We start from the raw sequence: 21,419 nt of genomic DNA, 5'->3' as shown, positions 1-21,419 counted from the left end.
TCCTCGCTTGGCGAGCGATGATGGCGGTGTGGATGACACGGAGCGTTCACTGATCACCGACCTTCGGTCCGGTGATGTGTCCGCGATCGAGCGGCTGTATCAGCGCTGGGGGCGACTGGTCTACACGCTCGCCCTGCGTTCCCTCGGAAACGTCTCCGACGCCGAGGACGTGACCCAGCAGGTCTTCGTGTCGGCCTGGCAGAGCAGGAACGGCTTCAATCCGGACCGGGGAAAGCTCAGCACCTGGTTGATGGCGATCACCCGGCACAAGATCGTGGATGCCTACGAAGCACGCGCCAAACGCCAGCGTGAGCTCGAGGCTCTGATGGAGAGCGTGTACCTCCAGTCGATGAGCTGGACCGACCAGATCGCGGACAGCGTGGAGATGAGTCAGGAGCTCGAGCGGCTGGAGCCGGTGGCGCAGCAGATCATGAGACTGGCGTTCTACGACCGGCTGACACACACGCAGATCGCGGCCCAAATGGACCTGCCCCTGGGTACGGTCAAGAGTCATATCCGGCGCAGCCTGCTCCGGCTGCGGGCACGTCTGGAGGACGCTGATGAGTCATAGCGATCCCGACGTGCTGGCGATGCTGGCGCTGGGCGACCCCGACGTTGACGAGGCCGACGCCGAGCACGTCATGGGGTGCCCGGAGTGCAGTGCCGAACTCGCGCGCCTGACGCGCGTGACGCGTGCCGCGCGCGAGAACGGCCCGCTCGACTTCGAGCTGAAAGAGCCGTCCCCCGCGGTCTGGGAAGGCATCCGAGCCCAGCTGACGCTCGAACCATTGGCTCCCCCGGCCGCCACGTCACTCTCCCACGGCGCGGATGCGGTACCGCCCCGGCGCGGGGGTAACCTCCGGCGGCGCTTGCCCATCCTTCTTTCCGCTGCTGCGGTGTTCGTGATCGCGGTGCTGGTGACCACGGTGGTCCTCCTCCGTCCGGCGGACCGCGTGGAGGCTCAGGCGACGCTCGCCGGTTTGCCTGCCTGGTCGACCTCGGTCGGTCAGGCGACGATGGAGCGGGAGTCCAACGGCACCACTGTCCTCGCCGTCGAGCTTCAGTCCCCAGCCGTGGATGCCGGCGGCACGGACTTCCGCGAAGTGTGGCTGATGAGCAGCGACCTGACGAAGGCGATCAGCGTCGGCCTTCTCTCGGGCGAGAGCGGACGCTTCGTCATGCCCCCGAGCGTGGCCGCGGCAGATTACCCGGTGGTCGACGTCTCGCAGCAGCCCCTGAACGGCGACCCCGGGCACTCCGGCGACAGCATCGTGCGCGGCACGCTCACGCCCGCTACGCGCTGACGCGTCGCTCCTGATCGGCGAGACGCTCGAAGAAGCCGGCGACGACCGCGCGCTCGCGGCGGCTCAGCCGGGCGAGGATGGGCGCCAACTGTTCGGGGGTCGGGTCGCCCGCCCTGTCGGCGGCGACGATGAGTGCCAGCGCGATGTCGTCAGCGGTTGTCTGCATGGGTTCCTCCTCGGTCCGTACCTATTCCTTCCCCGGAAACGGCGATTCGGATGCAGCCCCCGCCCAGAGGAGGAGGCGCGTCCGGCCGCCGTCGCACTGCAGCAGGCACAACCGACCCGGGATGCAGGAGATGAGCGCGCCTTCGGTCGCCAGGAAAGTGCGGTGCAATGCCGAGTCCAGGTCCGCGATCTCGTCGCTCACCAGCCCGTCTTTGATCAGGACGCAGGTGTGCGGTGCGCCCAGACGGATGAGGACATCACGTACATCGCTTTCAGCGAGCCGGCCGACATCGGAGGCACTTCCGTCCTTGAGCGCCACGGTGCCGGTGAGCCGACGGCGGAACTCCCGCCGCCCCCGCGCACTGACCCGACCGGCGACCAGGAAGGACCACTCCGGCGTGAAGAAGGCGTGCACGGCGGCGCGGACGTGCTGCTCGACGACGCGCACGCCTAGTTCGCCCGCCCGGGCCCGCGCACCGGAAGGACGCGCGCGGGCCCGGCCGGTGTCAGTGGCGAAGCATCCACGGGAAGTCGAAGAGACTCCCCTGGCGCAGCGACTGCACGGCGACGGTCAGGTTGCCTGCCGTCGCGCTCCCCCAGGCGTAGACGATGGTGTCGCGCTGCGCCTGCACGGGCACGGCCGCAGGACCGATGACCGGCGCAGTCGTCCCGGCCAGCGCCACCGCGGCATCGACTGTCCCGGCGGGGAGCACCAGCGCAGCCTGGTTCGGGTTGGTCAGGTTGGAGATCACGGGCGAGCCCCCGGCCAGCACATCCACGGCCGGCGCAGCCGCAGTGTGACGCACGATCAGCCTGCCTGTGCCCTGTGGAGTCCTGGACAGGTCATTGGTGAACACGGTGGCCGTCGGCGAACCCGACGGCGTGAGGTGAGCGGCGACCGTGTAGCTCGTGTTGCGGGCGAAGGAGACCGCCACCGGCCCGATGACAGGGTTCCTGTCGTTACGGGCATCCGCGGCCGTGATAGCCAGCCGGTACGTCCCGGACGGCAGCAAGTACGGTCCCGCGAAGTGCCCGGGCTGGAAGTCGTTCAGCACTCGCAGACCGTTCACGTACACGTCCACCGGGGTGTCCGGAACGCCGTGGAAGACCGACACCTGGGCAATGCCGAACGGCCGCCACGTCGGCTGGGTCGATGCGCTCGCCGGTGCCGCGACGCCGATCATTGCGAGCACGGCCGCGGCGATCACGCCGATCCGCACCCACCTGCTTCTCTTCATCATGGACTCCTTCGTCTCCGGGAGCGCTCGATGGCCTCCCTGAATGCTTTCCGCCGAAACAGGGGGATCGGATGCACCGGGATCGAAGAATGAGCGGTCGCGATTTTTCTCGCCTCAACCAATATCCCCTAGCCCATCGCGTTTCTAGCCAAGCTAGGCATATCCTGTTCTCGACGGACTCGGATGAAGCCGAAAGAGCAGTGAAGCTCGGTCGATATCGAGCCCATGGGAGGAGCGGACCATGGCCAAGCGGTACGACGAGACTCTGGTGGTCGAATACGACCGCAACGGCGATGTCGACGTGCTCGAGAAAAGGATGCGGCCTCTCCCCTCGCCCGGACCGGGTGAAGTGCTGGTCGAAGTGATCGCTTCGGGGATTAGCCACATCGACGGCTTCATCCGGAGCGGACGGGAGAAAGCGTGGGCCGACGAGGCGTTCCCCCGCCGCTCGGGAAGCGACTTCGCCGGGATCGTCGTGAGCGCAGACCCCACCGGGCGGTTCCGCCGCGGAACGGAAGTCATCGGACATGTCCGCGCCGGTGCCCACGCGTCCTACCTCGTGGTGCCGTCGGCAGCCCTCGTGGTCAAGCCGCCGCACGTCTCCTGGGAGGTTGCAGGGGGCCTCTACCTGGCGGGCGCGACGGCCCTCGACACGCTCGACGACCTCCGAGTGGCCGACGGCGATACGGTCGTCGTCTCGGCAGCGGCCGGCGGCGTTGGCAGCATCGAGGCACAGCTCGCCAAGCATCGCGGCGCCCGCGTGATCGGCACCTGCGGCGACCGCAACTTCGACTACCTGCGCCAGCTCGGCATCAAGCCGGTGCGCTACGGCGACGGCATCGAGGACCGCATCCGTGCCCTCGCGCCCGACGGCGTCACCTGTCTGATCGACAACTTCGGGCAGGATGGCCGGGCGCTGGCGGAAGACCTCGGGGTGTCGGAGTCGCGGTACCGTTCGAGCGACGACAGGCGAGAGACCGAGCTCCGGCTGCTGCGCGACGACCCCGAGTCGGTGGCCCACGGCACCGCGCAGCTCGAGCGGCTCGCGCGGCTCGCTGATGAGCGGGCGTTCACGCTTCTGATCTCGGGCTTCTACCCGCTCGACGAGATCGCCTACGCGTACGACGACCTCCAGAACCTCCACTCGCGCGGCAAGATCGTGCTGGGCACGCATCCCGTGACCACTTACCGGACGCTGAAGGCGCGGGACGTCCAGGAGTCCCGCGCCTGATCAGTGCTTCTCTGCAGCGGCCGTCCACGCGGCGAGCCGCGCCAGACCCTCGTCGATCGTGACCACCGGCGACCATTCGAGGTCCGCACGGATGCTGCGCTGGTCGAACCAGTGGGCGGTGGAGAGCTGCTCGGCCAGGAACCGGGTCATCGGTGGCTCGTCGCGGCCCGGCCGGATGCGCCACGCGGCTTCGACGACGCTCCCCGCGGTGCGGGCGAGGGATGCGGGCACCCGCCACGAGGGAGCGGGGGCGCCGCACGCGGTGCAGATGCCGGCGAGAAGTTCGGCGACAGGCCGGGGCTCGCCGTTCGTCACCACGTAGGAGCGGCCGTGGACCGCGTCGGCGCGGTCGAGTGCCGCGACGAGCGCTGAGACCGCGTTGTCGATGTAGGTGGTGTCGATCAGCGCGGAGCCGCTCCCGATCAGCGGCAGCCGCCGCTCCTTGGCGCGTTCGACGATGCGGCCGACGAGTTGCGGATCGCCCGGACCCCACACGAGGTGCGGTCGCACGACGACGACGGCGAAGCCGGGTGCGTCGGCGGCGAGAGCCAGAAGCTCCCCTGCGGCTTTCGTGCGCGCGTAATCCCCGCGCGCCCGGTCGGGGTCGGCGGGGAGAGCCGGATCGCCCATGAGCGACGCGCCCGCGTGCGCGACGGACGGCGAAGACACGTGCACGACCCGGCGCACGCCGGCGGCCCGCGCCTCAGCGAGCACCGTGCGGGTGCCGCCGACGTTGACCCGGTCGAAGTCGGCCACGGCGCCAGCCAGCGAGACCTTCGCGGCGAGATGCACGACCGCATCCATGCCCTCGACTGCTGCCCGCACCCGCGCAGCATCCGTCACATCTCCCAACACGTCGACGGCACCCGGAATGCCGGAGGGGCGCCGCTGCAGCGTGCGCACCTCGTGGCCGCGTGCCACGAGCGCCGCTGCGACGCGACCTCCGAGGTAGCCGCTTGCTCCCGTGACGAGCACGTTCATGGTCGGCGCACCCGTTTGCCGCGGAGCACCGCGTCGGCCCAGGTCGCGAGCGCCGTGCGGTCGATCTTGGAGTTGTGGCGGATGTCGGTCGGCAGCGAGGTCACGGTGAGCACGGCCGCGAGGGGCCGGGGGGATGCCGCTCGTACGGCCGCGGCCAGCGATGCCTGTGCCAGCCCCGAGCGCGCCGGGCCGACGAGTTCGACCACCGCGACAAGCGCCTGCGTGCCCCGCGGGCCGACGCCGACGAGGGCGGCCCGGCGCACGCCGGCGACACCCTCGATCCGCTGCTCGATGCCGACGGGAGTCACCACACCGTCGGGTGTGACCAGGACGTGCTGGAGTCGTCCCTCCACCCAGAGGCGACCCCGCGTGTCGAGGTGGCCGACGTCGCCGGTGCTGTGTCGCCGCGCGCCACCTTCGCTGTGCGACTTCGCGACGCGGTCGACCGCCCACAGGCGGTCGTACCCGTCGCGCAGGTGGGGCGCATCGACGACGATCTCTCCGGTGATGCCGGGCTCGCCCGTGAGCTGCGCCGTGGGTCGACCGTCGGCGTCCAGCGGGCTGATGAGAACGGTGACGCCTTCGACGGGCGTGCCGACGCACACCCCGCCGGCCGCCCCATCCTCCGCCGCGGAGTCCTCCGAAGCCGCTCGGATGCCCTCGAGCGTGATGTCGGTCATCAGCAGCCCCTCGGTCATTCCGTAGGGGGTGTGGGCCGTCGCGCCCGGCATGAGTTCTACGATGCGCTCCAGCAGCCGCGCCGGGACCGGCGCGCCGGCCGAGAGGACGGTGCGGATCCGCGCGAGCGCGTCGCGCTGCGCCGTATCGAGGGCATCGGCCGTCGCCACGACGTTCGCGAGCGCCGCGGGCGAAAGGAAGACCACCGTCGCGTCGGCGGCTCCGGCCGCATCGGCGACGGCGCTCGCGGTGAGGGTGCGCGGAGCGGTGACGTCGCCGACCGGGATCACCGACCGGGCGCCGAGCGCCGGCCCGAGCAGAGCGAACGGGGCGAACCCGGCGACGATCCCCGTCCCCGCGCCGAGCTCGTAGTGATCGGCGAGCGCGTCCCGCAGTGCTCCGAGTTGAGCATGCGTGTACCGCACGCCCTTCGCCGGACCGGTCGAGCCCGAGGTGAAGAGCACGGCCGCGAGGTCCGACGGCGCCGGTGTCGCCAGGGGCGCGCGATCCGACGCTGCGATCCTCGCCCGGCCCAGCCGCAGCAGGTCGCCGAGGGAGCGCTCGACGCCGAGGGAGCGCGCCAGCACGGGTGACAGGGTGGCGACGGAGATACGACGGCCGGGCCAACCGAGGGCGCGGGCCGCGGCCAGCCCGGGGAGCGCACCCACGATGACGGTGGGATGCGCGCCCCGGATCGCCCGGCCGAGGCCGCGCACTCCGAGGCCGGCGTCCGCGACGACCACGACAGCGCCGACGCGCACGGCGGCGTAGAGCACGGCCGTGAGGTCGGCCGACGGCGGGATGAGCAGGCTCACCCGGTCCCCTGGCCGCACGCCCGCAGCGAGCAAGCCGTGCGCGAGCTCGTCGACCCGGCGGGCGAGCTGCGACCATGGGATCACGCGTGCCACGTCATCCGGGCCGGCACCCATGTCGATCAGGGCGGGTGCATCGCTGCCGGCGTTGCGTTCGATCGCGGCCCACAACGGCTGGGTGGACCACTCCGCAGGAGCCGCCGCCGTGTCCGCCGCCGTGTTCGCGGTGGGCGCGAGGACCTTCTCCTCCAGCCAATCGAGCACGATCGGCGCGTACTCGACCTCCTCGGCGACGAGGTGACCCGCGCCCTCGAAGCGATGGACGTCGGCGTGCGGCATCCGCTCGAGCAGGTCGCGCAGATAGACCTCACCGAACACGGGATCCCGCGGGCCCCAGACGATGAGCGCCGGGACGTCCAGAGCCGTGACCCCGGTCGCGATGCGATCGAGTTCGGCGAAACTCGGGTGGGAGGCGTCGACGGGGATGTCCGCGACGAAATCGCGGATGCCGCGCCGCCGCGCCGCCGATGTGTACGGCGAGCGGAAGGCGTCGCGGACCGCCGGATCGAGCCGCGGCCGCGCCAGCGAGAGCGTCGTCTCGAGGAACGCCGTCGTCCCTGCCGTCGCGACGTCGAGCATCCCTGGGGCAAGGGCCGCACGCAGGGGCGCGGGGATCGATCGGTCCTCCGGCTGATGTACCGCTGTGTTCAGAAGCACGACCCCGGAGAGAAGGTCCGGATGATCGATCGCCCAGCCGAGACTCACGGGCCCACCCCAGTCGTGCCCCACCGTGACGACCGGCCCCGCGAGGCCCAGTGTGTCGGTGAGGGCGCCGAGGTCGGCGACCCGGTCGGCGAGGCGGCGCAGGCGGCCGGTTCGCTCGGAGAAGCCCATCTCGAGCTGGTCGACGGCGATCACCCGCCAAGCGGCACGGCCGGGATCGCCCTGCGCGGCGGCCGCTGCCGCGGCCACCAGACGGCGCCACAGGTACGACCAGGTGGGGTTGCCGTGCACGCACAGCAGGGTGCCGACCGGAGTGATGCCGGCCGCGTCGAGCGCTGGGCCGGTGTCGAGCAGGTGCCATTCGGCGCCTGCGGCAGTGACGAGACGCGAGTGATCCCCGTCGAGGCCGGGCAGGCCGGACGGAGGGAAGCTTGCCCCCATGCCGCCTACCAGGCGATCTCGAGCATCGAGGTGTTGAGCCCCGAACCCACGCCCATGAGCAGCACCCGGTCGCCGCGTCGCAGCGACGCCGCCTCCTGCGCCAGTGTGATCGGAATCGAAGCCGGCCCCATGTTCCCGAGCGTCGGGTAGGTGAGCGGGATGCGCGAGCGGTCCAGTTTCACCGCCTTCACGATCGCGTCGGTGTGCACGTCCGACACCTGGTGCATGATGTAGCGGTCCATCTGGGTCCAGTTCCAGTGCTTGCGCGCTTCCCGCCATGCCGCGGTCACGAGATCCATGCCGCCCTTGAGGAGCGCTTTGGCGTCCGTGAACATGCCGTCGACGCTGCCGACGCACAGTGCGTTGAATTGCGTCGCCGCGCGGGTGACGCCGCCCAGCATGCGGTGGCCGTCCGGATGGAGGTCGCTTCGGCCGATCACGGCGGCTGCGGCTCCCGACCCGAGGGTGAGGCTCGCGAACTCGCTCATGAACTCCGCCCGCCCGATGCCCGCCCGCTGCAGGCGCTCGATCGTGTTGAGCTGCACCTGGTCGGCGTCCTCGCCGTCGACCACCACCGCGTAGTCGATCTGCCCGGAGTCGACCATGCCGGCGGCGAGGGTCATCCCGTTCACGAACCCGAGGCAGGCGTTCGTGATGTCGAAGTTGATCGCCGACGACGGCAGGCCGAGCCCGTGGTGGATGCGTACCGCCACAGACGGCTCGAGATGCGGGCGCGTGATCGACGTATTGATGAGGAGCCCGACCTGGTCGGGTCGGACACCCGCCTCGGCGAGCGCGCGACGCCCCGCGTCGACGGCGGCCGAGTCGAAGGTCGTGCCCTCTTCCCAGTTGCGTCGCTCGCGAACACCGGCGACACGCTGCAGCAGCCCCGTGGGTAACTTCAACCGCTCGAGCACCGGCACCAGGTGCCGCTCGATCTCCTCAGAGGTGGTGATGCGATTTGCCAGCGTGGTCGCGACCGAGAGCAACGAGACGTTGCTGTGCCGGGTGGTTGCGTTCCCGGGAATATGGGCCATTTCAACACCATAGTTCTGAAAACGGGGTTTCGACTGGGGGTTGCCCTCAGCCGCCGGATGGGGTTGCCCGCCGCACGCCCCTTCGCGACGCCCGGAACGGGCAGATGTACAGTGACCGCATGCAACCAGCTGGAATGTGGCGCCCGGTCTGTGGAGGTGCGGAATGACGATCCCCGAGAGCATCACGATCACGCCCATCCCGGTGGCGACCCTGCTCGCCGTCGAGGAGCGGTTACCCGTCGTCGTGCACGTGATCGATCATCCGGCCGGACGAATTCTCGTGGATACCGGGATGACCGAGTTGCATCCTGCGGTGGCCGACATGGATCCGATCCTCGAGCCGTTGAGCGAGCAGGACGTGGACCTCGACGGCATCACCGCCGTGGTGAACACCCATTTGCATTTCGACCACTGCGGCGGCAATCACCTCTTCCGTGGCCGACCGGTGTACGTGCAGCGCCGGGAGCTCGAGGATGCTCGCAGCCTCGAGGACTACACGATCCGGGAGTGGGTCGACGCTCCCGGGGTCGAGTACACGGCAGTGGATGGGGAGGTCGAGCTGCTCCCGGGGGTCAGGCTGGTTCCAGCGCCGGGTCACACGCGCGGTTCGCAGATCGTCGTGGTCGAGACGGACGAGCGTCCGATCGTGATCGCCGGGGACACGGCGGTGTGGTTCGGTGAGCTCGACGAGCCCACGACGGACGGCCAGCGGCTCATCCGCGCTCTCGAGCCCCAGCAGGTCTGGCTCGCTCACGCGACCGAACCGTGGCGGCCCACCGCGTGACGAGCGACGACCACCGCTGGGGCGGGGCAGCTAGCCGCGTGCGCCCAGGATGAGGTCGACCAGCCGCTCGGGGAACCCCGCGTCCGAGGGCGTTCGCGCCAGCGCCCGGAACACGAGGGCACCGATGATGGTCTCGCTGACGTCCTCGATCGGAAGATCGGGCCGGAGCTCGCCGCTCTCGCGCGCATCCCGCAACCGCTGAGAGAACAGCCGTGGGTCGGCGAGCGACTCCCGCAGGCGCCGGCCCACATCCTCATTGGCCGTCGCCGCTGCGATAAGTGAACGGAACAGCCCTTCGCCGGCGGGGCTCTCGAGGACGGCGACGACCTCGCGCAGCCACGCCACCAGGTCCGTTCGCAGGTCTCCGGTGTCGGCGACCACGAAGTGGTCCGGCAGGAGCTTGCCTTCGAGCAGGCACTCCGAGATGAGTTCGCTCTTGCCCGACCACCACCGGTAGACCGTCTGCTTGCCGACGCCTGCGCGGGCCGCGATGCCCTCGATGCTGAGGTGGTCGTAGCCCCGCTCCGCGAACAGGGCCGCTGTGGCGTCCAGAATGGCCAGCCGCGCCGCCTCGCTGCGCGCGGCTCCCCGTCGTCCGTCCGGCATGGTTCACAGCTTATCGTCATTCAACGAGACGGACCGTTGCGTATTATCGATCGAGCGCCGTAACGGCGCAGACGAAGGGATGCTCGTGGCAGAACTGCTCTACCGGCTGGGCACTTTCTCGGCGCGTCACGGATGGCGTGTGATCGTCGCGTGGATCATCGTCCTCGGGATCGCTGTCGGCGGCTTCCTGATCGGCTTCAAGGGCCTCGCGTCGAGCTTCGATGTGCCGGGCACCGCATCCGGAGCCGTCGTCGACCAGCTCACGAAGAAGCTCCCGGACTATGCGGGAGCCGCGGGAACAGTCGTCTTTCAGACCGACGACGGCTCCGCACTCACCGCGGATCAGCGGTCCCAGATCAGCGCGCTGGTGAAAGACTCGGGTGACCTTCCCGACGTGTCGAAAGTCATCGACCCGTTCGAGACCGAGGCGCAGCGCGCCGCCCGGCACCAGCAGGTCACCGACGGGCAGGCCCAGCTCGACCAGGCACGCGCCCAGTTGGACGCCGGACAGACCCAGCTCGACGCTGCGAAGGCGCAACTGCAGTCCGCGGGGCCCCCCACCACCCAACTCGATGCGCAGCAAGCCACCATCGACGACGGACTCGCGACGCTCACGACCAAGCAGGCCGCACTGGACCAGGGTGCCGAGCTGCTGAAACTGTCCGACGAGATCCGCGTCGTATCGAAGGACGGCTCGACCGCCCTGGTCAACGTCGCCTTCACCAAGCCCCGGCTGGAACTGTCCGAGGACTCCAAGCAGGCGGTCATCGAGCACTTCGAGTCGAAGCCCATCGACGGCGCCACGGTGTCGTTCTCCACCGACATCGCCCAGGGCGTGCCGCAGATCGTCGGCGTCGGCGAGGCAGTCGGCGTGGTCATCGCCGCGATCGTGCTGATCGTGGTGCTCGGCTCCCTGGTCGCGGCCGCACTCCCGCTGTTCACGGCCCTCTTCGGCGTCGCCGTGGCGGCCCTCGGATCGCTCGCCTTCTCGGGAGTGGTCGAGATGGCGTCGGTCACGCCCGTACTCGCGATCATGCTCGGTCTGGCCGTCGGCATCGACTACTCGCTCTTCATCGTCAAACGGCACCGCAGACAGCTCCTCGAGGGCGCCGAGCCGAAGGAGTCGGTGGGCCTCGCCAACGGCACCTCCGGCAACGCCGTCGTCTTCGCCGGCACCACGGTCGTCGTCGCGCTGCTCGCGCTGAACGTCACCGGCGTGCCCTTCCTCGGCCTGATGGGCACGGTCGGCGCCATCGCCGTGATCCTGGCCGTGCTCATCGCCATCACCCTCACCCCGGCACTCCTCGGACTGCTGGGTACCCGGGTGCTCAGCAAGCGGGCACGCGCAAAGGTGGGCCAGGTCAATCCCGACGACACCAAAGCCAAGCCCATGTCGACAGCGCGCGCGGTGCTGACGGTCCTCGCCAGCACGGCTGTGCTGCTGATCGTCGCCATCCCCGCGCTCTCGATGCGGGTCGGACTGCCGGACGGATCCTCCGAGCCGGTCGGCTCGACGACGTACGACGCCTTCATGCAGACGTCGAACTCGTTCGGGGCCGGAGCCACCGGCCCGCTGCTCGTGACGGCGAACGTCCCCGCGGGACTGCCCGACGACAAGGTCACCTCCACCCAGCTCGACATCGCCCGGGTGCTCGCCGACCAGAAGGATGTGGTGGCCGTCGCTCCCATCGCGGTCTCCGACGACCACGAGCTGATGGCGTTCCAAGTCGTTCCGGCCGAGGGCCCGAACAGCGTCTCGACCGAGAAGCTGGTCGGCGCGCTCCGCGAACTGGGCCCGGTCGACGACGACATCCACCTGGGCGTCTCCGGTCAGACCGCGATCAACCTCGACATCTCCGCGAACCTGGCCGCCGTGCTGCCGCTCTACCTCCTGGTGGTGGTCGGCCTGTCGCTGCTGATCATGATCCTGGTGTTCCGCTCACTGCTCGTCCCGCTCATCGCAACCGGTGGATTCATCCTGTCGCTGTTCGCGACCTACGGTGCCATCACGGCGCTGTTCCAGTGGGGCTGGGGCGCCGACGCGCTGAGCATCCACACCGGGCCCATCCTGAGCTTCCTGCCCGTGATCCTCGTCGGCATCCTGTTCGGCCTGGCGATGGACTACCAACTGTTCCTGGCGTCCGGGATGCGCGAAGCCTATGTGCACGGCGCATCCGCACGGCTGGCGGTCGCGAAGGGCTTCCGGGCCGGCCGTACCGTCGTGACCGCAGCCGCTCTGATCATGATCTCGGTGTTCGGCGGGTTCGTCTTCAGCGAGTCCACGATGATCCGCTCGATCGGCTTCGGCCTGGCGTTCGGCGTGCTCGTCGACGCCTTCCTGGTCCGGATGCTGCTCATGCCGGCGCTCATGCACCTGCTCGGCCGCTCCGCGTGGTGGATCCCGCGCTGGCTCGACCGCATCCTCCCCAACGTCGATGTAGAGGGCGCCGCCCTCGAGCGCCGCCACCACACCTGACGTCCTGAGGGGCACGGCGGCTTAGAGCAGCGCCGAGATGCCAGTGGCCACGCTGTAGATCGCCAGTCCCGCGAGCGCGCCGACGACCGTGCCGTTGATGCGGATGAACTGGAGGTCGCGGCCGACCTGGGTCTCGATCTTGTCGGTCGTCTCGGCCGGGTCCCAGGACTGCACGGTCTCCGTGATGACGTGCGCGATGTCGCTGCGGTAGCTCGTCACGAGGTGCAGGGCGGCGTCGGTCAGGCGCGTGTTGAGGGATGCCCTCAGCTCGTCATCCGCCAGGACACGCCGGGCGACATCGGCGACGAATGCCTCCGCGCGACGCCGCAATTCACCGTCCTCGTCGGAGAGGGCGTCCATCGCCGCGGTACGCGCGGCCGCCCAGGTGGAGGCAGCGAGCTCGCGGATTCGTGGATCGTCGAAGGCGCGCCCCTTCGCCGCCTCCAGTCGTTCGATGGTCGCCGCGTCGTGCTGCAGCCGGTCGGCGAACTGGATGAGGTACTCATCCAGCGAGCGACGGAGCCGGTGGTCGGGGTCGTCGCGCATCTCGCGGACGAACCGGCGCGCCTCCGTGTGGAGGCGCTCGTCGATCACCCGGTCCACGAACGACGGCAACCACGACGGGAGACGACGCGACACCACCGGTCCGAACGCCTCGGGGTTGGCCGCGAGCCACTCATCCAGGCGGTCGAGCAGGAGGTCGACCGCGTCGCGATGCCCGCCGGAGCTGAGCACTCGAGCGCCGAGCCGCCCGAGCGGCGGACCCCACAACGGCGCGACGAGGTGTGTGCGCACGACCGCCTCCATCGCCTCGCGCATCCGTTCGTCGTCGATCAGGGCGGCGAGCCCGGTGATGCCGCGGAAAGACTCCGCAACCACCCGGCGTGCGTTCTGCGGCTCGGAGAGCCAGCCGGCGGCCGCGCCGGCGAGGTCGATCGTGCCCAGCTTGCCGGCGACCACCTGGTCGGAGAGGAAGTTGGTCTCCACGAACTCGCCGAGGCTCGCCCCGATCTCGTCCTTGCGGTTCGGGATGATGGCCGTGTGCGGGATCCGCAGCCCGAGGGGATGCCGGAACAGTGCGGTCACCGCGAACCAGTCGGCAAGCGCTCCCACCATCGCGCCTTCGGCGGCGGCGCGCACGAACCCGAGCCAGGGGTAGCGGTCCTGCAGCGCGAACGCAACGGAGAACACGACGGCGGCCACGGCGAGCAGGCTGGTCGCGAGCGCTTTCATCCGCCGCAAGGCGAGGCGGCGTTCGGCGTCGGTCGGAAGAGCCGTCACGCGAGCCGGCGCCCGACTTCATGAACGGTGACGACGGCGTTCTGGATGCGCACCCCGAACCTCCCCGGCATGAATATTGGTGGACCCCCACCGTACTCACGCTCTGGCGAGTAATCGAGTCGCCGTCGGACCGGAGAAATACTCAGCCGGAGTTCATCAATAGTTCATTCAGGCCCGATTCCCTGATGGAGGCTCCGGTCTAGCCTCGCCGGCATGGACATCCTCATCCCTGTGTTGCTGCTCGCGGGGGTCGTGCACGCTGGCTACCCGATCGGGGGGCTGAAGTCATGGGATCCTGGTCGATACGATCCGATCGAAGCTCACCCTTGAATACAGCGGAGGCCGACCATGACCGGGCGCGTGTACGTCGACACCCCTGACGGTCCTGAGATCGCGCCGGCCGGAGCGGCTGTCCTGGTTGACCTGCTGTCGGCGCTGGAGGAGCGCCTGATTCGGGTTGGCGTTCCTGTCCAGAACTGGCTGAACACCGGGCTTTCCGAACACGCGGTCCGCGTTCGATTGGCTGAAGTGGGGCTGACCGCCCCGGACGAAGTCGTCGCCTGGTTCGGATGGCACAATGGCCGGAACCTCGCCGCCGGCCCCGCTAGTCGGCTTGCACTTCCCCGGTTCGACATGCAGTCACTCGAGGCCGCGATCGACAGCTACAGGCTCTTCGGATTCGACTCGGCCGAACCGCTGCCATCCTTCGGAGCCGGGACAGGATGGCTCCGGCTGGTGGATGACAACCTCGGGTGCGCAGTCGAGTGCCTCGAGCCAGGGCCTCGACCCCCGCGCCTGCGGTATCGGACGGAAGAGTTCGGCGTCCCTGGGACCGAGCGCCTATGGAAGGCCCGATCGATCTGCACCCTCGTCGGTTGGATGATCGACGGTATCGAGTCGGGCGCGCACACCTGGATCGACGAGAATCACGGCTGGCGCCTTTCTCCGTCCCTGCTTCCGGAAACCCAGCGAGCCGTCGGCTTCGTCTGATGGCGCGCCGCGGCAGACACCGTGTTTCACAGACTGGATACCCCTTCATGCCCGACAGCGCTGACGCTCCGGGCAATGCGGACGAAGTCGTCGACGATCGGGCGCATGCGGTCTCGTCGCGCGATGAGTGCCCACCGCACCGGTTCCGCGTCGGAAAACGGCACGTAGGACACACCAGGCCAGGGGTAGTAGCGGCGGCCCTCGTCAGGAACGGGGCAAACCGCCTCTCCAGCGGCCACGAGCGCGAGAACCTCGGAATAGGTCGTGACTTCGTGGGCACGTCGTATTTCGCGACCTGACGGGGTCACCGCCGGCACCAGCGTCGCAAGCCACTCGCCCGGTCCGCGGATTGCCGGAACGGCGAGGTCAGCCAGATCCTCGATGCTGACCGCCGATCGGCTGGCGAGCGGGTGGTCTGAGGGGACGAGCAGGTTGAGCGGCTCTTCGCGCAGCACGCAGGCGACCCCCAGATCTTCGTCGTGCACGGGCAGCCACGCGGTCACGAGATCCACTTCACGCTGCCGGAGCTGCTCGAACGGGTCGGTGAAGAACACCTCCCGGAAACGGACGTCGGCGAGAGGATGCAGGTCCCGGAACGCGCGAAGGACCGGCTCGAGGTCGTGGATCTGGGCACCCATGGCGCCGATCGTGATCGTCTCCGTCGACCGCTGCGCGAGCGCAGCCGCGTCGGCGATGGCGCGCTGAAGGGCGTCATATGCGGGTCGCAGGCCCGCCTTCAAAGTCTCGCCCACCGGAGTGAGGACAACTCGGCGGCTGGTTCGATCGAACAACCTGGCGCCGAGGGCAACCTCCTGAGAGCGAATGACATGACTCACTCGGGAGACGGAGATGTGCAGTCGATCCGCCGTGCGACCGAAGTGCAACTCGTCCGCGAGCGTCAAGAAGATCTCGATATCGCGCAGTTCCATGGACCACCCATCGCGAACGTACAGGTCAACGATCATATCCGGATTCGTCGTTGATGGAGCCCTTCAGTGATAACAGGCTGGGGGCAGACAGAGGGAGTCGACATGCTGATCACCCAGTTACGGGCTGTGGACATCGACGACGGGCGCTGGAGCGACTACCGGGCCCGCGCGGCGACACTGCCGGAAAGCTACCGTCCGATGGTGCAGGCCATCGAGCAGTACCTCCTGGCATTCGGGCGGGCGGAGGGTGACGAGGCCGCGAGAATGTTCGACGATCTCGCCGACCTGTTCGAGCAGAGCGCTGCCCTGACGGTGCCGGTCCGCGTGATCGTCGGCGACGACCCCGCCACGTTCGTCGAGGAGTTCCTGAGCAACTACCACGGTGACACTCTGCTCCGCGCGCAGGACCTCCTGACGCGGGCTCTGGCCGAGGGGACATCTGGCCCCCGGGTCTTGTGCGAGAGCGGTGCGGCCCAGCAGACTTCGGGCCAGCGTGACGCTTCGTCGCGCACCCCGGTTCCTCGTCCTGAAGGAGACCCACAATGCCCCTGACCCCCGCCGAGCGCGACGAGATCGACGCCGCCAACGCATCCGGACGCATCCCCGTGATGTTCATCCACGGACTCTGGCTGCTCTCCAGCAGTTGGCAGCCGTGGCGGTCGCTCTTCGAAGAGCAGGGATTCGCGACGCTCGCACCCGGGTGGCCCGACGACCCGGAGACGGTGGAGCAGGCCAAGGCCGATCCGGACGCGTTCGCCGGCAAGATGGTCCGGCAGGTGACCGACCACTACGCGGAGGCGATCGACGCCCTCGACCAGGCGCCCGTGGTGATCGGGCACAGCTTCGGGGGGCTGATCGCCCAAAAGCTCGCGGGAGAGTCGAAGAACACGGTGACCGTGGCGATCGACGCCGCCCAATTCAAGGGCGTGACCGCTTTGCCCTTGTCCGCGCTCAAATCGGGGGCCCCGGCGCTGCTGAAGTTCACTCACACCAAGCACGGAGTCACCCTCACGTACGAGCAGTTCGCTTACGGCTGGACCAACGCCGTCTCCGAGGACGAGGGTCGGGCCCTGTACGAGAAGTACCACGTGCCGGCGTCGGGTGTGCCGATCTTCCAGGCGGCGACCGCGAACTTCAACCCGTTCGCCGAGACCAAGGTGGTCACCGACAATCACGACCGGGGGCCGCTGCTGCTCATCGCGGGGGCGGAGGACCACACCGTCCCGCCGTCCGTGGTCGAGAACGAGTACCGCATCCAGCAGAAGAACCCGGGAGTGACCGAGCTCGTCGTCATCCCTGGTCGCGGACACTCGCTGATCATCGATTCGGGTTGGCGCGGGGTCGCCGACGAGGCGCTCGAATTCGTTCAGCGCCACGCCGGGACGCCATCCTAGGCACCGCAGTGGTTCAGCAGCGGGACGCCCGCAACTGACGACGCCATACCCCTGGATTGCGCCGGGGTCTACTGGCGGCGTCGGCGGCGGGAATGCCGGAAGATGTTGAAGTGAACAAACTCGAGACCCCGGTCCCGCTGCTGCTCGGAAGGTATCGGCCGGAGCGGCTGCTCGCGAGGGGCGGCTCCTCGATGGTCTTCCGTGCTCGCGACGAGAACCTGAGCCGCGACGTGGCGATCAAGCTGTTCTCTTCGGGGAAACACGACGACCTTGCACGGTTCCGGACCGAGGTGGGCGTGCTCGCCGGCCTCCGCCACCACGGTGTCGTGTCGATCCTGGACGCGGGCGTCGACGACTCGTCACCCAAAGACCCCCGCCCTTTCCTGGTCATCGAACTCGTCGACGGCGACACGCTCCGCGCCGAGCTGAACGCAGGTCCCCTCACGACCCGGCAGATCGGCGAGGTCGCGTTCGAGGTCGCCGAGACGCTCGAATACGTTCATGCTCGTGGCGTCATCCATCGCGACGTGACGCCGACGAACATCATGATCGTCGACTACGGCACCCGGTTCTCGCGTCCGCGGGCGAGGCTGACGGACTTCGGCATCGCCATCCACGCGACGCGCCCTCAAGAGTCCGAGGAGGAGACGTTCGGAACCGCCGCCTACTTGAGCCCCGAGCAGGTGCGGAACGAGACTCTGACGCCGGCGTCGGACATCTATTCGCTCGGCCTCGTCCTGCTCGAGTGCTTCACGAGGACCGTCGCGTTTCGAGGGACGCCCGTGGAATCCGCGCTCGCACGACTGGAGCGCGATCCAGAGACGCCCGACGACATCCCCGAGCGCTGGCGCGAGCTCATCCGGTCGATGACACACACTGACGCGTCGCAGAGGCCGTCCGCTGCGGACGTCGCGACCGCCGCGCGAGGCGCCCTGCGCGCGGACCGGGAACACGAGCCTGCGTGAGCGTGCGGCCGCCTGAGCCGTGAAGCGCGGGCGCCCTGCGGGATGCAGCGCCGAGCGGCAGCGGTGGGGAGTTAGTTGAACTGCACCGGAATGGACTCGACGCCGCCCACCGACTGGATGGTCGACAGCGGCGGAACCGTGCCGCTGGGAATCATCACGGACCAGTTACCGGAGCCGTCGACCGTGGCCGTCCCGACCGTCGAGCCGGACGCGTCCTTGACGGTCACCCTGCCGTCCGCGACGCCGACCCCGGTCAGCGGGATATCACCAGATCCATCCGGAGTCCCGGCTGATAATCCATCCACCGGCGGCGTCCCAGCGACGAACGTGGTCGCGCTGGGGGAGGAGGACGGGGCGAACCCGTCGGACTGCGCACCGACTCCCCTCGAGCCCGATGCGGCCGAGGGTAGCACTCACCAGGTTCGGGGCAATATGCAGTCTTTTCCGACAACGGGGCCCCAGCCATCACTCAGAACATGCCCGGTCTGCGCTCAGACATATATAGACATACTGGTATCTAGATACGAGGAATGGAGTTCATGATGGCGAGAAATGTTGTCGCAGTGGTAGCAACGGGTTGCGCGGTTGCTGTGGCTGTGGGCGGCGTCGCGGTGGCCGCACATGGGCACGGCTATGTGGGCGGGCACGGCTCGGGACTTGTCGCTCGCGCGGCCCTCACACAGAACACCGGACTGGGTTCGGTCGCATACGAACCGCAGAGCCTGGAGGCACCGAAGGGGTTCCCGGCCGGAGGGCCGGCCGATGGGCGGCTGGCGTCGGCGGGTGGCTTGTTCGGTGGGACGCTGGATGAGCAGTCCGCCACTCGCTGGGTGAAGAACACGGTACGACCAGGAGCGAACACGGTTTCCTGGCACTTCACGGCACCGCATTCGACCGCCGAGTGGCGCTACTACCTCACCAAGGTCGGCTGGGACCCGAACGATCCACTCGACCGCGGGGACTTCGAGTTGCTGCAGACCGTCCGGCATGACGGAACGGCCGCCTCCACGAACCCCTCCCACGTCCTCGATATCCCCGCCGATCGCACCGGGTACCACGTGATCTACGCAGTGTGGGACATCGCCGACACCAGCAACGCGTTCTACAACGTGATCGACATCAATGTGACCGGGGAAGCGATTGTGGACAGTCAGGCCCCCGCGACGCCGAAGCAGCTGCGCTCCCCCGGTGCGACCTCATCCTCTGTGTCGCTCTCTTGGGCCGCCGCCACCGACAACATCGGCGTCAACGGGTACCACGTCTACCGCGACGGCATCAGAGTCGGCACCACCACCTCGACCGCGTACACCGACACCGGCCTGACCCCGGAATCCGGTTACCGGTACACCGTGGCCGCCTACGACGGAGCCGGGAACGTCTCCCCCATCTCCGATGCCATCACCGCGCGCACCACCACGGTTCCAGCCACGGACAACCAACCCCCGACGGCACCGACCATGATCCACACCATGAAGACCACCGCCAACACCGTGGACCTGATGTGGACCGCCGCGAGCGACAACGTGGGCGTTGATCACTACAGCATCGCCCGCACCGACGCCGCCACGCCTGAGCGCTGGGCTCCCGTGGGAACGTCCACCAAACCCACCTTCACCGACGTGAACCTCACCCCGGCCACGACCTACCTCTACCGAGTGACCGCGCACGACGCCTCCGGCAACGCCAACACGTCCACCCCGTTCCGGGCCACCACCAAGCCGGCCACCGAGACCGGCGCCTCTGCGGAATGGAACCCCACCCGCACGTACACAAAGGGGGATCGCGTAACCCACCGCGGCCACACCTACCAAGCCGTCCAAACCCACACCGGCAACGGCGACCCCAACTGGATCAACGCACCATCCCTCTGGAAGCGCCACCACTAAGACGACCGATAGCGGACCGGAAGGGAGTCTGACCCGGAGAACCAGTTCGGTGCGGCGCCCGCCTAGCCCTTCGGCGGCGGTACGGGCAGGGCGGGCGTCTGCCGCAACTCCAGCAGAGGGCAGCTGAACGGATCTTTGTCTCCCAGCCCTACCCGGTTGATGTGACGAGTGACAATGGCGTACGACCGAAGTAGCCCGGTCTGGGTGTACTGCACGCCGTGGTCGTCGCAATATGCGCGGATGGTGGGGGCCGCACGCCGCAGGTGTGGTCGCGGCATTGACGGGAACAAGTGGTGTTCGATCTGGTAATTCAGACCGCCCATCATGAAGTCCAGTACACGATTGCCGCGGATATTGCGGCTCATCAGCACCTGCCGACGCAGAAAGTCGAGCTTCACATCATGGGACACGAGCGGCATTCCCTTGTGGTTCGGCGCGAACGACATCCCCATGTAAAAGCCGAACAGGCCGAGCTGCACCGCTAAGAACACCGCAGCCTTACCCGGCGACAGCACCAGGAACACCAGAGCGAGGTACCCGGCGATCCGGACCACGAGGAACGCAATCTCCACCGGCCTGCGCTTGACAGGCTCCCGAGCGAACACCCGCCGCACACTCGAGGCGTGCAGGGACAGCCCTTCCAGAAGCAGGATCGGGAAGAAGAACCAACCCTGATGGCCAATCAGCCAGCGCAGGGCCACGGGGCGGCGTGCCGCTTGCCGAGGAGTGAACGCGATCACCGGCAACTCGATGTCCGGGTCAGCCCCCTCTTGGTTCGGGTTGGCATGGTGCCGCGTGTGCTTGTGCTGCCACCAGCCATAGCTCATGCCGACGAACAAGTCACCGACGATCAAGCTCACCCAGTCATTCCATCGGCCGGATCGGAAGATCTGCCGGTGCGCGGCGTCGTGCCCCAAGAACGCAATCTGGGTGAAGAGGAAAGCGAACGCGACCGCGGTGAGAATTTGCCACCAGCTGTCCCCGATGAGCACGAAGGCGATAACCAGGGCGCCGGTGGTCAGGGGAACCAAGGCCAGCTTGCTCCAGTAGTAGCCGTACCGGCGTCGGAGCAGACCCGAGTCCCGGATGATGGCGGCGAGGGCTGTGTACTCGCCACTGGATGGTTGTGGCGGTGTCGGCTGACTGACGAAGACCTCAGACATGGCAGCGCCCGATCCGTTTGCTCATGGCGTCGAGGTCATGGCCGCCGCTGTCATCATCGTACGCTCGCGCGGTTCCGCGCTACCCGTGAATCATCTCCGGTTCGGCGAGAATCGGCTTCCCGCACCCGTCGTTCCCCCGCCCATACGCGGGTAGCGTGAGCAGCATGCTGACAGTAATCGTGATCCTCCTGGTTGTCTGGGCGATCCTGGCCGTCGTCGGGTTCGCGATCAATGGCCTCCTCTGGCTGGCCATCATCGGAATCATCCTCTTCATCGGAACCCTGATCTTCGGGTTCGTCCGACGCAACGCGCGCAAGAACAAGTCCGTTTGACCC

General features: G+C 68.5%; 22 protein-coding genes. 11 read left to right on the top strand and 11 right to left on the bottom strand.

What is annotated here, in order from left to right; all coding sequences use genetic code 11:
* The first annotated feature begins 28 nt into the window (after positions 1-28).
* Positions 29-571 carry a sigma-70 family RNA polymerase sigma factor gene (locus tag AB4Y74_RS01555; RefSeq protein ID WP_441797362.1) on the top strand — a complete coding sequence of 181 codons (543 nt, stop codon included), beginning with the start codon at positions 29-31 and terminating at the stop codon, positions 569-571.
* Positions 561-1,304 (top strand): anti-sigma factor, encoded by a 744-nt coding sequence (locus AB4Y74_RS01550; RefSeq protein WP_441797361.1) that lies wholly within the window; start codon positions 561-563, stop codon positions 1,302-1,304. Before AB4Y74_RS01555 ends, AB4Y74_RS01550 begins: the two co-directional genes overlap by 11 nt.
* On the opposite strand, the gene AB4Y74_RS01545 is transcribed toward AB4Y74_RS01550, so the two are convergent.
* Genes AB4Y74_RS01545 through AB4Y74_RS01535 form a run of 3 tightly spaced genes read right to left on the bottom strand, consistent with a single transcriptional unit; the run spans position 1,294 to position 2,707 of the window.
* The gene (locus AB4Y74_RS01545) at positions 1,294-1,470 is read right to left on the bottom strand and encodes a hypothetical protein (protein WP_441797360.1); all 177 of its coding nucleotides are present in this window, start codon (positions 1,468-1,470) and stop codon (positions 1,294-1,296) included. The two genes, AB4Y74_RS01550 and AB4Y74_RS01545, sit on opposite strands and share 11 nt — an antisense overlap.
* 21 nt (positions 1,471-1,491) lie before the next feature.
* Complete coding sequence (locus AB4Y74_RS01540) at positions 1,492-1,917, bottom strand: hypothetical protein (RefSeq protein ID WP_441797359.1); 426 nt, start codon at positions 1,915-1,917, stop codon at positions 1,492-1,494.
* A 58-nt stretch (positions 1,918-1,975) separates the two neighbouring features.
* Positions 1,976-2,707: a DUF4397 domain-containing protein gene (locus AB4Y74_RS01535; protein ID WP_441797358.1), complete on the bottom strand. Its 732-nt coding sequence runs from the start codon at positions 2,705-2,707 to the stop codon at positions 1,976-1,978.
* Between the two features lie 241 nt (positions 2,708-2,948).
* Between AB4Y74_RS01535 and AB4Y74_RS01530 the strand changes: the two genes are divergently transcribed.
* A complete protein-coding gene (locus AB4Y74_RS01530; protein WP_441797357.1) occupies positions 2,949-3,938 on the top strand; it encodes an NADP-dependent oxidoreductase in 990 nt (329 codons plus the stop codon).
* Here the strand turns inward: AB4Y74_RS01530 and AB4Y74_RS01525 are convergent, their stop codons facing one another.
* From AB4Y74_RS01525 to AB4Y74_RS01515, 3 genes are read right to left on the bottom strand one after another with little or no spacing between them, the layout of a single operon-like run.
* A complete protein-coding gene (locus AB4Y74_RS01525; RefSeq protein WP_441797356.1) occupies positions 3,939-4,919 on the bottom strand; it encodes an NAD-dependent epimerase/dehydratase family protein in 981 nt (326 codons plus the stop codon).
* Positions 4,916-7,573 (bottom strand): alpha/beta fold hydrolase, encoded by a 2,658-nt coding sequence (locus tag AB4Y74_RS01520; protein WP_441797355.1) that lies wholly within the window; start codon positions 7,571-7,573, stop codon positions 4,916-4,918. Before AB4Y74_RS01520 ends, AB4Y74_RS01525 begins: the two co-directional genes overlap by 4 nt.
* 5 nt (positions 7,574-7,578) lie before the next feature.
* Positions 7,579-8,610: a 3-oxoacyl-ACP synthase III gene (locus tag AB4Y74_RS01515; RefSeq protein WP_441797354.1), complete on the bottom strand. Its 1,032-nt coding sequence runs from the start codon at positions 8,608-8,610 to the stop codon at positions 7,579-7,581.
* 163 nt (positions 8,611-8,773) lie between these two features.
* Here AB4Y74_RS01515 and AB4Y74_RS01510 point away from each other — a divergent pair, with 163 nt between their 5' ends.
* Positions 8,774-9,394, top strand: coding sequence for an MBL fold metallo-hydrolase (locus tag AB4Y74_RS01510; protein ID WP_441797353.1), 621 nt, complete (start codon positions 8,774-8,776; stop codon positions 9,392-9,394).
* 30 nt (positions 9,395-9,424) lie between these two features.
* Here the strand turns inward: AB4Y74_RS01510 and AB4Y74_RS01505 are convergent, their stop codons facing one another.
* Positions 9,425-10,000, bottom strand: coding sequence for a TetR/AcrR family transcriptional regulator (locus AB4Y74_RS01505; protein ID WP_441797352.1), 576 nt, complete (start codon positions 9,998-10,000; stop codon positions 9,425-9,427).
* A gap of 85 nt (positions 10,001-10,085) precedes the next feature.
* On the opposite strand from AB4Y74_RS01505, the gene AB4Y74_RS01500 reads away from it, so the two are divergent.
* On the top strand, positions 10,086-12,476 hold the full coding sequence (locus tag AB4Y74_RS01500; protein ID WP_441797351.1) for an MMPL family transporter: 2,391 nt from the start codon (positions 10,086-10,088) through the stop codon (positions 12,474-12,476).
* Positions 12,477-12,497: 21 nt separating this feature from the next.
* Here the strand turns inward: AB4Y74_RS01500 and AB4Y74_RS01495 are convergent, their stop codons facing one another.
* Positions 12,498-13,709: a DUF445 domain-containing protein gene (locus tag AB4Y74_RS01495; RefSeq protein ID WP_441800375.1), complete on the bottom strand. Its 1,212-nt coding sequence runs from the start codon at positions 13,707-13,709 to the stop codon at positions 12,498-12,500.
* Positions 13,710-14,105: 396 nt separating this feature from the next.
* Between AB4Y74_RS01495 and AB4Y74_RS01490 the strand changes: the two genes are divergently transcribed.
* Complete coding sequence (locus AB4Y74_RS01490) at positions 14,106-14,747, top strand: hypothetical protein (RefSeq protein ID WP_441797350.1); 642 nt, start codon at positions 14,106-14,108, stop codon at positions 14,745-14,747.
* A 26-nt stretch (positions 14,748-14,773) separates the two neighbouring features.
* Here the strand turns inward: AB4Y74_RS01490 and AB4Y74_RS01485 are convergent, their stop codons facing one another.
* Positions 14,774-15,676, bottom strand: coding sequence for a LysR family transcriptional regulator (locus AB4Y74_RS01485; RefSeq protein WP_441797349.1), 903 nt, complete (start codon positions 15,674-15,676; stop codon positions 14,774-14,776).
* A 102-nt stretch (positions 15,677-15,778) separates the two neighbouring features.
* On the opposite strand from AB4Y74_RS01485, the gene AB4Y74_RS01480 reads away from it, so the two are divergent.
* The 3 genes from AB4Y74_RS01480 to AB4Y74_RS01470 all read left to right on the top strand — a co-directional run bounded on the left by AB4Y74_RS01480 (position 15,779) and on the right by AB4Y74_RS01470 (position 18,035).
* Positions 15,779-16,228: a DUF1048 domain-containing protein gene (locus AB4Y74_RS01480; protein WP_441797348.1), complete on the top strand. Its 450-nt coding sequence runs from the start codon at positions 15,779-15,781 to the stop codon at positions 16,226-16,228.
* Positions 16,219-17,070 carry an alpha/beta hydrolase gene (locus AB4Y74_RS01475; protein WP_441797347.1) on the top strand — a complete coding sequence of 284 codons (852 nt, stop codon included), beginning with the start codon at positions 16,219-16,221 and terminating at the stop codon, positions 17,068-17,070. The genes AB4Y74_RS01480 and AB4Y74_RS01475 overlap by 10 nt, the downstream gene beginning before the upstream one ends.
* Before the next feature lie 110 nt (positions 17,071-17,180).
* The gene (locus AB4Y74_RS01470; RefSeq protein WP_441797346.1) at positions 17,181-18,035 is read left to right on the top strand and encodes a serine/threonine-protein kinase; all 855 of its coding nucleotides are present in this window, start codon (positions 17,181-17,183) and stop codon (positions 18,033-18,035) included.
* Between the two features lie 71 nt (positions 18,036-18,106).
* Here the strand turns inward: AB4Y74_RS01470 and AB4Y74_RS01465 are convergent, their stop codons facing one another.
* Positions 18,107-18,340 carry an Ig-like domain-containing protein gene (locus AB4Y74_RS01465; protein WP_441797345.1) on the bottom strand — a complete coding sequence of 78 codons (234 nt, stop codon included), beginning with the start codon at positions 18,338-18,340 and terminating at the stop codon, positions 18,107-18,109.
* Between the two features lie 234 nt (positions 18,341-18,574).
* Here AB4Y74_RS01465 and AB4Y74_RS01460 point away from each other — a divergent pair, with 234 nt between their 5' ends.
* Positions 18,575-19,921 carry a lytic polysaccharide monooxygenase gene (locus AB4Y74_RS01460; protein ID WP_441797344.1) on the top strand — a complete coding sequence of 449 codons (1,347 nt, stop codon included), beginning with the start codon at positions 18,575-18,577 and terminating at the stop codon, positions 19,919-19,921.
* Positions 19,922-19,983: 62 nt separating this feature from the next.
* On the opposite strand, the gene AB4Y74_RS01455 is transcribed toward AB4Y74_RS01460, so the two are convergent.
* The gene (locus AB4Y74_RS01455; RefSeq protein WP_441797343.1) at positions 19,984-21,084 is read right to left on the bottom strand and encodes a fatty acid desaturase family protein; all 1,101 of its coding nucleotides are present in this window, start codon (positions 21,082-21,084) and stop codon (positions 19,984-19,986) included.
* 164 nt (positions 21,085-21,248) lie between these two features.
* Between AB4Y74_RS01455 and AB4Y74_RS01450 the strand changes: the two genes are divergently transcribed.
* Entirely contained in the window at positions 21,249-21,416 is a 168-nt protein-coding gene (locus AB4Y74_RS01450) for a hypothetical protein (RefSeq protein ID WP_441797342.1), read from the top strand.
* Positions 21,417-21,419: the final 3 nt, after the last annotated feature.

The sequence above is a fragment of the Leifsonia sp. RAF41 genome, assembly GCF_052114085.1.
Classification (GTDB): Bacteria; Actinomycetota; Actinomycetes; order Actinomycetales; family Microbacteriaceae; genus Leifsonia.
The sequence above is the reverse complement of the archived record's forward strand: the minus strand, read 5'-3'. Positions and strand labels throughout refer to the sequence as shown.